Origin of the sequence: Streptomyces ruber (genome assembly GCF_014648075.1) — a bacterium.
Taxonomy (GTDB): Bacteria; Actinomycetota; Actinomycetes; order Streptomycetales; family Streptomycetaceae; genus Streptomyces; species Streptomyces ruber.
Genome location: NZ_BMQK01000005.1, coordinates 259,505 through 272,404 on the forward strand (window position 1 = coordinate 259,505; position 12,900 = coordinate 272,404).

The 12,900-nt window shown below is 72.6% G+C and carries 13 protein-coding genes; 8 read left to right on the forward strand and 5 right to left on the reverse strand.

The genetic code is table 11. The features are described 5' to 3' along the window. Positions 1 to 50: 50 nt before the first annotated feature. From IEZ04_RS15080 to IEZ04_RS15090, 3 genes are all read right to left on the reverse strand, one after another. Positions 51 to 770 (reverse strand): L,D-transpeptidase family protein, encoded by a 720-nt coding sequence (locus tag IEZ04_RS15080; RefSeq protein ID WP_189217355.1) that lies wholly within the window; start codon positions 768 to 770, stop codon positions 51 to 53. A 3-nt stretch (positions 771 to 773) separates the two neighbouring features. Continuing rightward, complete coding sequence (locus IEZ04_RS15085) at positions 774 to 1,361, reverse strand: pyridoxamine 5'-phosphate oxidase family protein (RefSeq protein ID WP_189217356.1); 588 nt, start codon at positions 1,359 to 1,361, stop codon at positions 774 to 776. A gap of 103 nt (positions 1,362 to 1,464) precedes the next feature. Continuing rightward, positions 1,465 to 2,394 carry a hypothetical protein gene (locus IEZ04_RS15090; protein ID WP_189217357.1) on the reverse strand — a complete coding sequence of 310 codons (930 nt, stop codon included), beginning with the start codon at positions 2,392 to 2,394 and terminating at the stop codon, positions 1,465 to 1,467. 191 nt (positions 2,395 to 2,585) lie between these two features. Between IEZ04_RS15090 and IEZ04_RS15095 the strand changes: the two genes are divergently transcribed. From IEZ04_RS15095 to IEZ04_RS15115, 5 genes are all read left to right on the forward strand, one after another. Then, entirely contained in the window at positions 2,586 to 3,779 is a 1,194-nt protein-coding gene (locus IEZ04_RS15095) for an argininosuccinate synthase (RefSeq protein ID WP_189217358.1), read from the forward strand. Between the two features lie 133 nt (positions 3,780 to 3,912). Further along, positions 3,913 to 5,346, forward strand: a complete 1,434-nt coding sequence (argH, locus tag IEZ04_RS15100) for an argininosuccinate lyase (protein WP_189217359.1) — start codon at positions 3,913 to 3,915, stop codon at positions 5,344 to 5,346. Between the two features lie 141 nt (positions 5,347 to 5,487). After that, positions 5,488 to 6,498 (forward strand): aldo/keto reductase, encoded by a 1,011-nt coding sequence (locus IEZ04_RS15105; protein WP_189217360.1) that lies wholly within the window; start codon positions 5,488 to 5,490, stop codon positions 6,496 to 6,498. A gap of 98 nt (positions 6,499 to 6,596) precedes the next feature. Then, positions 6,597 to 7,148 carry a TetR/AcrR family transcriptional regulator gene (locus IEZ04_RS15110; RefSeq protein WP_229821049.1) on the forward strand — a complete coding sequence of 184 codons (552 nt, stop codon included), beginning with the start codon at positions 6,597 to 6,599 and terminating at the stop codon, positions 7,146 to 7,148. Next, the gene (locus IEZ04_RS15115; RefSeq protein WP_189217362.1) at positions 7,145 to 8,680 is read left to right on the forward strand and encodes an MFS transporter; all 1,536 of its coding nucleotides are present in this window, start codon (positions 7,145 to 7,147) and stop codon (positions 8,678 to 8,680) included. Before IEZ04_RS15110 ends, IEZ04_RS15115 begins: the two co-directional genes overlap by 4 nt. A 152-nt stretch (positions 8,681 to 8,832) precedes the next feature. Here IEZ04_RS15115 and IEZ04_RS15120 read toward each other — a convergent pair whose 3' ends face one another. Beyond that, a complete protein-coding gene (locus IEZ04_RS15120; RefSeq protein WP_189217363.1) occupies positions 8,833 to 9,516 on the reverse strand; it encodes a lysophospholipid acyltransferase family protein in 684 nt (227 codons plus the stop codon). 396 nt (positions 9,517 to 9,912) lie between these two features. Between IEZ04_RS15120 and IEZ04_RS15125 the strand changes: the two genes are divergently transcribed. The 3 genes from IEZ04_RS15125 to IEZ04_RS15135 all read left to right on the forward strand — a co-directional run bounded on the left by IEZ04_RS15125 (position 9,913) and on the right by IEZ04_RS15135 (position 12,511). Further along, positions 9,913 to 11,091 (forward strand): glycerophosphodiester phosphodiesterase, encoded by a 1,179-nt coding sequence (locus tag IEZ04_RS15125; RefSeq protein ID WP_189217364.1) that lies wholly within the window; start codon positions 9,913 to 9,915, stop codon positions 11,089 to 11,091. Between the two features lie 369 nt (positions 11,092 to 11,460). After that, positions 11,461 to 11,967 (forward strand): sigma-70 family RNA polymerase sigma factor, encoded by a 507-nt coding sequence (locus tag IEZ04_RS15130; protein WP_189217365.1) that lies wholly within the window; start codon positions 11,461 to 11,463, stop codon positions 11,965 to 11,967. 40 nt (positions 11,968 to 12,007) lie between these two features. Beyond that, a complete protein-coding gene (locus IEZ04_RS15135) occupies positions 12,008 to 12,511 on the forward strand; it encodes a GNAT family N-acetyltransferase (protein WP_189217366.1) in 504 nt (167 codons plus the stop codon). A 16-nt stretch (positions 12,512 to 12,527) separates the two neighbouring features. Here the strand turns inward: IEZ04_RS15135 and IEZ04_RS15140 are convergent, their stop codons facing one another. Continuing rightward, positions 12,528 to 12,890, reverse strand: coding sequence for a hypothetical protein (locus IEZ04_RS15140; RefSeq protein ID WP_229821054.1), 363 nt, complete (start codon positions 12,888 to 12,890; stop codon positions 12,528 to 12,530). Between the last annotated feature and the right edge of the window lie 10 nt (positions 12,891 to 12,900).

Consider the following 12,900-nt stretch of genomic DNA (forward strand, 5'->3'; position numbering starts at 1 on the left):
GCCCTCGGACGGGCGCCGGTGCCGTCCCCGGCACCGCCTCCCGGCCACTGCTAGTACCGCGTGATCGCCGTCGGTCCGCCCTTCGTGCCGATCGCGATGTGCGGCGCCCGCTCCGGGTCGGCCCAGGCGAGGATGTGCCGCATGGCGTCCCGGGGCACGGACACGCAGCCGGCCGTCGCGCCGCGTCCGTCGACGTGCAGGAAGATCCCGGCGCCGCGCCCGCGCACGGGCGCGGCGTAGTTGAAGCCGATGACGTAGGCGTACGCGTACTGCGTGCCGTAGGTGATCAGGTGCTCGGCCTCCGTGGCACGGCAGTCGGCGGGGCGGGGTTCCGTCCAGCGGTTGTAGGAACGGGAGCCGTTGTCCTGGCACCACCAGGAGTCCTGGCGGACGGGGCGGTACCGGACGTCCGTGCCCGGCGGCGCCTTCTCGATGCCGAACGCGTAGGGCAGGTCGTACAGGCCGGTCGGGGTGGTGTCGGTGCCCTGCTCGCGGGAGCGCCCCTCGGCGAGCCCGCCGGCGCCGAAGCGCGCGGGCGCCGACCCCGCCTCCACCCAGCGTCCGCCGCGCCGGTCCCACCAGGTGACCCGGCCGGTCGTCGAGGAGGTACGCGCGGCCTCCGCGGTGATCAGCTGGGTACCGCCGCCCGTGTCGGCCATGCGCTCGGGGAGCGGCGGCCCGTCACCGGGAACGGCACCGAGCACGAGGGAGGCGGCGGCGAGGAGGGCGACGACACCGGCACGCGGGCTGAGACGGTCACCGAGGCGCATGCCTCAGACGGTAGAGGGCGGCAGCGGCAACGGCAGCCCGGGCAGTCCGTCCAGGCTGGTTCCGATGTGTGGTTTCGACCGGAAGTAGGAGTCGAGCGAGGCGTCGTCCTCGCGCGCGAAGCGCCGGGCGTGCAGGTCCCGCTCCTCGTCGTAGGTCATGTAGGGCACCGCGTAGCCACAGGTGTCGCGGATCAGTTCGGCGTGGACGACGATGACCGCGCGCAGGCCGTGCGGGGCCGGATCGATGTCGGGGAAGTGGGTGAGGAGGTCCTTGAAGCGCGGGTCGTCGCGGAAGACCGGCTCGCCCCTGCCGTGGACGCGGACGATGTTGGGCGGGCCCTGGAAGGCGCACCACATGAGCGTGATCCGGCCGTTCTCCCGCAGGTGGGCGATGGTCTCGGCGTTGCTGCCGGCGAAGTCCAGGTAGGCGACGGTCAGTTCGTCGACGACGGCGAAGGAGCCCTTGAGACCCTTGGGAGAGAGGTTGACCGTGCCGTCCTCGGAGAGAGGAGCGGTCGCGGTGAAGAAGAGAGGCTGGGCTTCGATGAACGTGCGCAGCCGGCCGTCTATGCGTTCATAGGTCTTTCCCATGTCGAACGATTATCGTCCCTAACCATTCGCCTGTCTAAGCATTTGTGTCGCCTTGCCGTCGCACCGTTGCCGCCCCGGGACCCGGGACGGCAACGGCGGCCCGTCACCCGTCGAGCGCGCAGGTGGCCAGGACGCCCAGGCCCTGCGGCTTCTCCGCGGTGCGGCCGATGGAGATGGCGATGCGCATGGCGGCGTTCCGCTTGCCGGCCAGCGGGCCGAGGATCGCGTTCCGCACGAAGTCCGGTGCGCCCTGACCGACGGGGTTCGCGAGCCGTTCGCTGGCCTCCTGGAGCTGGGTGTCGAGCCGGGCGAGGTTGCGGTCCACCTCGGCCTGCGCGGAGGCGGGGACGGCGGGGAGCTGCGACGCGACGTCGGGGCGGGAGATGGCGCCGGCGGTTGCGGTCCCGGTTCCCGCTTCGTCTCCGGTTCCGGTCCCGGTGTCCGCCTCGGCTCCGTCTACGGTGCCGGTGCCCGCCCCGGCCTCGTCCCCGGCGCCCGCCCCGGCCTCGTCCGCGTCGCCCGTGTCCTCGGCGCCGCCCGCATCGTCCGCGCCTCCGGCCCCGCCCGCGCCCAGGGCGCACGGCGCGAGGGCCTCCAGGCCCTCCGGCCTCTCGGCGGCGCGGCCGATGGCGGTCTCGATGCGGTTCAGCGTCGCGACGCGCTTGTCCTCCAGGGGGCCGAGGACGGCGTTCCGTACGAGGTCGGGCCCGCCCTGGCCCACCGTGTCGACCAGCCGCTGGTTCGCCTCCTGGACCTGGGTGCCGAGCAGGGTGAGGTTGCGGTCGACCTCGGCCTGCGCGGACGCGGGGATCTCCGGCAGGCTCGACTCGACCTCCGGGCAGGTGATGGTGCCGGGCGAGGCGCCCGCCGGGGCGGAGCCGTCGCCCTCCCCGGCGCCGTCGCCCGCCCCGGCGCCGGGGCTCTCCCCGGCCAGGGCGGAGCCCGCGATCACCGCCCCGGACATCACCAGCGCGGCGGCGCCGCCGATCATCGCGATGCGTCGCTTGTGGTACTTCGGAAGTGCCCTGGACATGTGGGTGCCTCACTCGTCACTCGGTCGGGGTGGACACGCGGCGCCTGCGTGTTTTCGTAGATCAGTACGAGAAAGCGCGTTCCCCCGTTCAGTCGGCCGACCGGGTGCCGCCCCGAAGGGTCCGGATTGACGAACCATGCAGACTTCTGCATACTCATGCATGTCAGCGAATGCACTGTGAGGAGAAACCCGTGACCGAGCGCGTCGTACTCGCCTACTCGGGCGGCCTGGACACCTCCGTCGCCATCGGCTGGATCGCCGAGGAGACGGGCGCCGAGGTCATCGCCGTTGCCGTGGACGTCGGCCAGGGCGGTGAGGACCTGGACGTCATCCGCAAGCGGGCGCTCGCCTGCGGTGCCGTCGAGGCCGAGGTCGCGGACGCCAAGGACGAGTTCGCCGAGGAGTACTGCCTCCCCGCGATCAAGGCCAACGCCCTCTACATGGACCGCTACCCGCTGGTCTCCGCCCTCTCCCGGCCGACGATCGTCAAGCACCTCGTCGCCGCCGCCCAGAAGCACGGCGCCGCCACGGTCGCCCACGGCTGCACCGGCAAGGGCAACGACCAGGTGCGGTTCGAGGCCGGCATCGTCGCCCTCGCCCCCGACCTCAAGTGCATCGCCCCGGTCCGCGACTACGCGATGACCCGCGACAAGGCCATCGCGTTCTGCGAGGCCAAGGGCCTGCCGATCGCCACCACCAAGAAGTCCCCGTACTCCATCGACCAGAACGTCTTCGGGCGGGCCATCGAGACGGGCTTCCTGGAGGACATCTGGAACGCACCGATCGAGGACATCTACGAGTACACCTCCAACCCGGCCGAGCCCCGCGAGGCCGACGAGGTGGTCATCACCTTCAAGGAGGGCGTCCCGGTCGCGATCGACGGCAAGCCCGTCACCGTCCTCCAGGCCGTCCAGCAGCTCAACGAGCGCGCGGGTGCCCAGGGCATCGGCCGGATCGACATGGTCGAGGACCGTCTCGTCGGCATCAAGTCCCGTGAGGTGTACGAGGCTCCGGGCGCCATCGCCCTGATCACCGCCCACCAGGAGCTGGAGAACGTCACCGTCGAGCGCGAGCTGGCCCGCTACAAGCGCCAGGTCGAGCAGCGCTGGGGCGAGCTCGTCTACGACGGCCTGTGGTTCTCCCCGCTCAAGCGCGCCCTGGACGGCTTCATCAACGAGGCCAACCAGCAGGTCAACGGCGACATCCGGCTCACCCTGCACGGCGGCCGCGCCGTCGTCACCGGCCGCCGCTCCGAGACGTCGCTGTACGACTTCAACCTCGCCACCTACGACACCGGCGACTCCTTCGACCAGGCCGCGGCCAAGGGCTTCATCGACATCTACAGCCTGTCGGCGAAGATCGCCGCCAAGCGCGACCTGGCCTGACCGCGCGTCGCGCGACCGCACCGGTCCCCTCGCACATGCAATGGCCTGACACCCGCCTCCCCGCCCCCGTGGCGGGGAGGCGGTCGCACATCGACCTTCTCTTCCCGTCCACACCCACCGAGGAGCAACGCAAGTGAGCAGCAACAGCGGTGACGTACGGCTCTGGGGCGGCCGTTTCGCCGACGGCCCCGCCGAGGCCCTGGCGAAGCTGTCCGCGTCCGTCCACTTCGACTGGCGGCTCGCGCCCTACGACATCGCCGGATCGCGTGCCCACGCGCGCGTGCTGCACAAGGCGGGGCTGCTGACGGAGGACGAGCTGACCCGGATGATCGCCGGGCTGGACCAGCTCGAGGCGGACGTCGCCGACGGCTCCTTCACGGGCACCATCGCCGACGAGGACGTGCACACCGCCCTGGAGCGGGGCCTGCTGGAGCGCCTCGGCCCCGACCTCGGCGGCAAACTGCGCGCCGGCCGGTCCCGTAACGACCAGGTCGCCACCCTCTTCCGGATGTACCTGCGCGACCACGCCCGGATCATCGGCGGACTGATCGCCGACCTCCAGGACGCGCTGATCGGGCTCGCCGAGACCCACCCGGACGTCGCCATGCCCGGCCGCACCCACCTCCAGCACGCCCAGCCCGTCCTCTTCGCGCACCACGTCCTCGCCCACGCCCAGGCGCTGTCCCGGGACGCGGAGCGGCTGCGCCAGTGGGACGAGCGGACGGCCGTCTCCCCGTACGGCTCGGGCGCCCTGGCCGGTTCCTCTCTCGGCCTGGACCCGGAGGCGGTCGCGCGGGACCTCGGCTTCGAGCACGGCAGCTCCGCCAACTCCATCGACGGCACGGCCTCCCGGGACTTCGTCGCCGAGTTCGCGTTCATCACCGCGATGATCGGCGTCGACGTCTCCCGGATCGCCGAGGAGATCATCATCTGGAACACGAAGGAATTCTCCTTCGTCACCCTCCACGACGCCTTCTCCACCGGCTCCTCGATCATGCCGCAGAAGAAGAACCCGGACATCGCGGAGCTGGCGCGCGGCAAGTCCGGCCGTCTCATCGGCAACCTGACCGGTCTGATGGCGACCCTCAAGGCCCTCCCGCTCGCGTACAACCGCGACCTCCAGGAGGACAAGGAGCCGGTCTTCGACTCCATCGACCAGCTCGAGGTCCTGCTCCCCGCCTTCACCGGCATGATGGCCACCCTCACCGTCCACCGCGAGCGCATGGAGGAGCTGGCCCCGGCCGGGTTCTCCCTCGCCACCGACATCGCCGAGTGGCTGGTCCGGCAGGGCGTGCCGTTCCGGGTCGCGCACGAGGTCGCGGGCGAGTGCGTCAAGGTCGCCGAGGCGGAGGGCAAGGAGCTGGACGAGCTCACCGACGAGCAGTTCGCGAAGATCTCCCCCCACCTGACCCCCGAGGTGCGCTCGGTCCTCGACGTCCCCGGCGCCCTCGCCTCCCGCAACGGCCGCGGCGGTACGGCACCGGAGGCGGTCGCCGTCCAGCTCGCCGAGGTGAAGGCGGACGTGGCGGCACAGCACGCCTGGGCGACGGCCAGGAACGCGAAGTAGCGGGTACGAGAAGCGGCGGGCACGCGCGCGTGGGAGGCCCGGGAGGCCCCGGTGTCCCCCGCGCGCGCGTGTGCGGGAATCATCACGGTTACGTCGGGCGTGCGCACGCGCGCCCCAGGTACGGCCCGAACGGAGCCCGCGATGCCCTTCCACCTTCCCCAAGCTCTCGACCCCGATCGAGCAGGGGAGACCCCAACCGCCTCGGCGACCACTCCCACCTGCCACCTCGGCCTCGGGCTGGCCGCCGTCGGCCGCCCCGGGTACATCAACCTCGGCCGCGAGCGGGACCTCCCCGCCGACCGCACCGTCGAGGCCCTGCGCGCCCGCAGCCACGAACTCCTCGACGCCGCCTACGCCCAGGGCGTGCGCTACTTCGACACCGCCCGCTCCTACGGCCGCGCGGAGGAGTTCCTCGCGGGCTGGCTGAAGGCCCGCCCCTACGTCGACGACGTGGTGATCGGCAGCAAGTGGGGCTACACCTACACCGCAGGCTGGCGCACCGACGCCGAGCGGCACGAGGTCAAGGACCACACCCTGCCGACGTACGAGCGGCAGCGCGCCGAGACCGACGGACTGCTCGGCGACCGGCTCGACCTCTACCAGATCCACTCGGTGACCCCGGACAGCCCCGCCCTCACCGACAAGGAGCTCCACGCCCGGCTCGCCGAGGCCGCGGCCGAGGGCGTCACCATCGGCTTCTCGACCAGCGGCCCCGCGCAGGCGGACGCGATCCGCGCCGCGCTCGCGGTGACCGTCGACGGCGCGCCCCTCTTCCGCACCGTCCAGTCCACGTACAACGTCCTGGAGACCTCGGCCGGGCCCGCGCTCGCCGAGGCGCACGACGCCGGGCTCTCCGTGATCGTCAAGGAGGGCGTGGCCAACGGCCGGCTCACCGGACCGCACGCCCCGGAAGCCCTGCGGGACATCGCCGCGCGGACCGGCCTGGGCCCCGACGCGGTCGCCCTCGCGTACGTGCTCCGGCAGCCCTGGGCGGGGGTCGTCCTGTCCGGCGCGGCGACCGTCGGGCAGCTCACCTCCAACCTGCACGCCGCCGCCGTCGACCTCGACGAGGAGCGGTTCGCGCGACTCGCCGCGCTCGCGCAGGAGCCGGGCGCGTACTGGGAGCGGCGCGGACAGCTGCCCTGGCACTGAGCGGAACCTTCGCCCCTGACCCGAACCGAAGATCCGAGGCATGAGACTCCCGCGCCCTGTATGAGACATGAATGTCTCACATGGGCTATGGTTGTCTCATGCCTTTCGATCGTGACCGCGTGCTGCGCGCCGCCGCGGCCCTGCTGACCCGCAAGTCCACCGCCACCATGGACGAGGTGGCCAAAGCGGCGGGCATCAGCAGGGCCACGCTGCACCGCCACTTCGCCGGACGGGACGCCCTGGTCAGAGCGCTGGAGTCGCTGGGCATCGCCGAGTGCGAGGCCGCCCTCGAAGCGGCCCGCCCGGACGAGGGCCCCGCGCGCGACGCGGTGCGGCGGCTCGTGCGCGAGATCGAGCCCGCCGCGGGGCTGCTCGCCTTCCTCTACACCGAGAACCAGCTGTTCGAGGGCGAGGAGCAGAACGAGGGCTGGGACCGGCTGGACGAGCGGATCACCGCCCTGTTCCGGCGCGGTCAGGAGAGCGGCGAGTTCCGGATCGACCTCACCCCGGTCTGGCTCACGGAGGCCCTGTACGGGCTCGTCGCCTCCCACGCGTGGGGCGTGATCGACGGCCGGCTGGCCGGCAAGGACTTCCAGTACATGATCGTCGAGCTCCTGCTCGGCGGCGCGGCACGGAGAGAGGAATCATGACCGCCGTCAAGCAGCCGACGACCGAGACGGAGGTGACGCAGGCACGCCCCGGGCGCTGGCTCGCCCTCGGCGTGCTCGTGTTCGCCGTGCTGCTGGTGGCCGTCGACGCCACCGTTCTCGGTCTCGCCACCCCGTACATCAGCGAGGACCTGAACCCCTCGGGCACCCAGCTCCTGTGGATCGGCGACGTCTACTCGTTCGTCATCGCGGGCCTGCTGGTCTCCATGGGCAGCCTCGGCGACCGTGTCGGCCGCAAGAAACTCCTGCTGATCGGCGCCACGGCGTTCGGCGCGATGTCCGTGCTGAACGCCTACGCCACCACACCGGAGCTGATGATCCTCGCGCGGGCGCTGCTCGGTGTCGCGGGTGCCACCCTGATGCCCTCCACCCTCGCCCTGATCCGCAACATCTTCCCCGACCCGCGCGAGCGCAGCCTCGCCGTCGGTATCTGGGGCGCGACCGCCTCCGCCGGCGCGGCGGTCGGCCCGGTCGTGGGCGGTGTCCTGCTCGAGCACTTCTGGTGGGGCTCGGTCTTCCTGATCAACCTGCCGGTCATGGTGGTGCTGGTCGCCGTCGGCGCCAGGCTGCTGCCCGAGTCGCGCAACCCGCGGCCCGGCCCGTGGGACCTCGCGAGCGTCCTGCTCTCGCTGGTCGGCATGGTCGGTGTGGTGTACGCGATCAAGGAGGCCGCGTCGCACGGTGCCTCCGCGGACGCCCTGGCCGCCGGTGCGCTGGGCGCGGCCGCGCTGTTCGGCTTCGTACGGCGCCAGCTCACGCTGCCCGCGCCGCTGCTGGACATGCGGCTGTTCCGGCACCGCGGCTTCTCCGGTGCCGTCGCCGCGGACCTGCTGACCGTCCTCGGCCTGTCCGGACTGGTGTTCTTCCTGTCGCAGTACCTGCAACTCGTGCAGGGCAGGCGGCCGCTGGAGGCCGGACTCGCCGAACTGCCCGCCGCCGTCGGCGCGGTGGTGGCCGGACTGGTCGCGGGCCGGGCCGCCCGGCGCTTCTCCGTACGGTCCGTGGTGGCGGGCGGGCTCGCCGCCGTGGGCGTGGCGCTCGCCTCCCTCACGGTCCTGACCCAGTCGACCGGTTACCCGCTGCTCGGCACGGCACTGCTGGTGGTCGGCCTCGGCGCGGGCTTCTCGTTCACCGTGACCGCCGACGTCATCCTGTCCAGCGTGCCCAAGGAACGGGCGGGTTCCGCATCCGCGGTGTCCGAGACCGCGTACGAACTGGGCGCGGCCCTCGGCATCGCGCTGCTCGGCTCGGTGGTGACCGGTGTGTACCGGGGCTTCACGGCCCCGGCGGGCACCCCGGCAGTGGCGCACGAATCACTCGGCGGCGCGGTCGAGGCGGCGTCGGAACTGCCCGCGGACAGCGCGGCGGCGCTGATGGCGGCGGCCCGCGAGGCGTTCGTCGACGGACTGGCCGTCGCGGCGGGCGCCGGCGCCGCGATACTGCTGGCCGCCTCGGTGGCGGCCTGGTTCCTGCTGCGCGGACAGCGCCTGGAGGAGCGGGCGGAGCATCCGTGAGGCACCGCGTCCGCCGACGGGCGGGCGGCACCCGCCGGCGTCGCGGTCGGTAGGCCCGCACGCAGCACACGCACGGCACGGCACGTGCGGAACGGCGGGTCCGTCGCGAACCGCGACGAACCCGCCGTGTGCTCCGTGCCCCGCGCGGAGCGCTACGCCGCGTCCTTGGCCTTCGTGGCGTACATGTCCACGTACTCCTGCCCGGACAGCCGCATGACCTCGGCCATCACGGAGTCGGTGACGGCGCGCAGCACGTAGCGGTCGCGGTCCATGCCGTCGTAGCGGGAGAACTCCATCGCCTCGCCGAAGCGGACCGTGACCCGCCGCCCCCGGCCGATGCGCGGCAGCCCGGCCCCGCCCGGCTGGATCTTGTCGGTGCCGATCATGGCGAACGGGACGACGGGGGCGCCGGTCATCAGGGTGAGGCGGGCGATGCCGGTACGGCCGCGGTAGAGGCGGCCGTCGGGGGAGCGGGTGCCCTCCGGGTAGATGCCGAACATGTTGCCCCGCTCCAGCACGCGGCGCCCGGTCATCAGCGCCGCGACGCCGCCCCGGCCGCCGTCGCGGTCGACGGGGATCATGCCGACGCCGGTGAAGAACCAGGCCATCAGCCGGCCCTTGAGCCCCTTGCCGGTGACGTACTCGTCCTTGCCGATGAAGAACACCTGACGGTCGCAGACCAGCGGCAGGATCATCGAGTCGATGAACGTCAGGTGGTTGCCGGCGAGGATCACCGGGCCGTCGCCCGGGATGTGCTCCGCGCCCTCCACCCGGGGGCGGAACATCAGGCGCATGATCGGTCCGAGCACTGCCTTGATGAGCGCGAAGCGGGACAACGGGCCCTCCGATGTAAGGCGGTTCGATATGAGTCTGTGCAGGTGAGGACCATACTCGCGGTCCCCGGGGTCGCGCACATCGGGTTCACGCGACGGATACGCACTGTTGACGTACGTTTACCTGCGCTTTGTGCCCGATGGGCGCTTCCGTGCCCGAGCGGCACTGTGACGGACATCGCGTGCGGCGGCGTCCGACGCCCGCGTACCCGGAACGGTCCCGCCCAAGCCGACGGCCCGTCACATCTCCTTGTGCTCGCGGCACGTGCCGTTCCCTCACGACCGACATCCGGCGTGACCCGTGTGTTCCGCCGCGCGTCTCCCGTACGTCACCCGGCGGCACCTACGATCGTCCCGCTTTGACAGGTGCAGGGCAGTGCAATTCGGGAGGAGTACCGCATGGTGACGCACGCGTCCGCGAGTGCGCGGGAGCCGGACGGGCGGCAGGGCCGGGGAACGGGGCGGCGGGCGCTGCTCGGTGCCGCGGTGCTCGGCGCGGGCGGAGCGGTAGTGGGACTGCCCGGCACGGCGGCGGCCGGTGGACGGCGCGGCGGCGGCTACAAGAGCCTGCCCGAACTGACGATCGTCGCGCACCGCGGCGCCAGCGGTTACCGGCCCGAGCACACCCTCGGCTCCTACCGGTTCGGCCTCGACATGGGCGCGCACGTCATCGAGCAGGACCTCGTGCCCACCAAGGACGGCCACCTGGTGTGCCGGCACGAGAACGACATCACGGGCACGACCGATGTCGCCGACCACCCCGAGTTCGCCGGCCGGAGGACCACGAAGGTCGTCGACGGCACCACCCTCACCGGCTGGTTCACCGAGGACTTCACGCTCGCCGAGCTGAAGACGCTGCGCGCCACGGAACGCATCCCCGGCATCCGCCCGCAGAACACGCTCTACGACGGCCGCTGGGAGATCCCCACCTTCGAGGAGGTGCTGCGCTGGGCGGAGAAGGAGTCGCGGCGGCGCGGCCAGGAGGTCTGGCTGTACGTCGAGACCAAGCACCCCACGTACTTCCGCAAGCTGGGCCTCGGCCTGGAGGAGCCGCTCGCCAAGCTGCTGCGTACGTACGGGCGCCACAGGAAGAACTCCCCGGTCATCCTCCAGTCGTTCGAGCCGGGCAGCATGCAGCGGCTGAACCGCCTGGTGGACAACCCCCTCGTCGTCCTGCTGGACGGGCCGGACACCCGCCCGTGGGACTTCGTGGAGTCGGGTGATCCGCGCACGGTCGCCGACCTGGTCACGCCGAAGGGCCTGCGCTGGATCGCCTCGTACGCACAGGGCCTCGGCCCCTGGCTCGACCTGGTGATCCCCCGGGACGCCAACGGCAGGCTGACCCGCCCGACCACGCTCGTCGACGACGCGCACGACGCCGGTCTGGTCGTGCACCCGTACACGATGCGCAACGAGAACAGCTTCCTCCCCGCCGACCACCGCGAGGGCACCGACCCGGCCGCCCACGGCGACGTCTTCGGCGCGTTCCGCACCTACTTCGAGACGGGCATCGACGGCATCTTCACCGACAACCCGGACACGGGCCTCCTCGCCCGCGAGGACTTCCTCGGCACCTGACGCCGTCCGGCGGCGGCCACGGTGGCCGCCGGCCGCCCGCGGCGTCGAGCGGCGACCGGCGTCGTCACCGGTAGGCCTCGGCGACCGGCCGCCCACTGACCGCGGGCGGCCGGTCCGCGGCTGCGCGGGCCGGCCGTGGGCGCCGGGCTGCGGTCGGCGTCGGCGGGCCGTGCGTACCGGTCGGCGACCGGCCGCCCACCGGTCCGTGGGCGTTGGGCGGCGGCTGACGCCGGCCGGCCAGGGGCACGGGCGGGCGCCCGAGGCCGGCCGGCTGACGAGGCGTCGTCAACCGGACGGCCCGGCACCCCGGACGGAGTGACTCCCGTCCGCCCCGGCAACCCCTGCCGGGGCGGACGCGTCCCGTCGCACATGAGCCATGAGATCGTCACCGCCCTGCGCCCGCTGCTCCGCGCCGAGGCCGCCGCCGAGGCGGCCGCGGCCATGGCGGAACCCGGTGACCTGGAACAGGCCGTCTGGCTGCGGCTGCTGGAGCACCTGCGTGCCGACGGTCCGCCCGACGACCCGGCGGACTGGCTGCGCGGTGCCGTCCGTCTGGAGGCGCGCCGCACCCGCCGCACCGCCCGCCGCGAGCGCCCCTACGTCACCGAACCCGCCGACGACCGGGAGACCGGGCCCGAGCAGCAGGTGCTCGCCGCGGCCCGGCGCCGTGCCGTCCACGCCGCCGTCCGCCGGCTGCCCGGCCGGTGCCCCCGCCTCCTCGCGGCGTTCCTGTCCCCCCGGGACCTCACGTACCGGGAGATCGCGGGTGAGTTGGCTATCTCACAGGGCAGTCTGGGGCCGGAACGCTCCAAATGCCTGGGATGTCTGCGTCGAATGCTCGCCGTGGAGGTTGCGGCCCACTGGCCACGGGGATAGGAGTGGGGGACAACATCAGGTGAGCGGGAGGCGTGCACACATGGGCATGAGCGTGACCATCTCCGTGGCGGCCGAGCAGGACGCCGAGCAGATCTTCAGGCTGCAGTACCTGTGCTTCCAGAGCGAGGCCGCGCTCTACGGCAACTACCGCATCGACCCGCTCGTCCAGTCCCTCGACTCCGTCCGCGAGGAAGTCACCACCGACTGCGTGTTCGTGGCCCGGCTGGGTGACGAGGTGGTCGGCTCCGTGCGCGGCCGGATCGCCGAGGACGGAGCCGCCTCCATCGGCAAGCTCTGCGTCCACCCCCGGCTGCAGGGCCACGGGATCGGCGCCCGCCTCCTGCGCGCGGCCGAGGCCACCCTCGCCGAGGAGCACGGCGCCACCCGCTTCCGCCTGCACACGGGCCGGCGCAACGAGGGCAACCTGCGGCTGTACCGCCGCGTCGGCTACGAGACCGTCGGCACCGTCGAGGGCGCGGACGGCATCCCCATGACCGTTCTGGAGAAGGCGGCCCCGGCGGGCTCGTACGCGGCGACGGCCTGACCCCGCTCCGGCTCCCTCAGGAGCGGCTGCCCCTGCGCAGCCAGTACATGGCCGTCAGCGGCAGCAGCACGGGGATGAAGAGGTAGCCCATCCCGTAGTCGGACCAGACCGTGGCGTCCGGGAACGCGGACGGCTCCGCCAGCGTCCACGTTCCCACGACCAGCACGCCCAGCAGCTCGGCGGCACAGCACACCAGTGCCGCCCTGCGGGCCCGCTCGCCGCCGCGGACGAGCGAGTACGTGATGAAGCCGTAGACCAGGCCGGCCAGCGCGGACAGCGAGTAGGCGAGCGGGGCGTGCTCGAACTCGGTGGAGATCTGCACGGCGGACCGCGACACGGCGCCGACCACCATCACTCCGTACAGCCAGACGAGCAGCATCCCCGGTCCG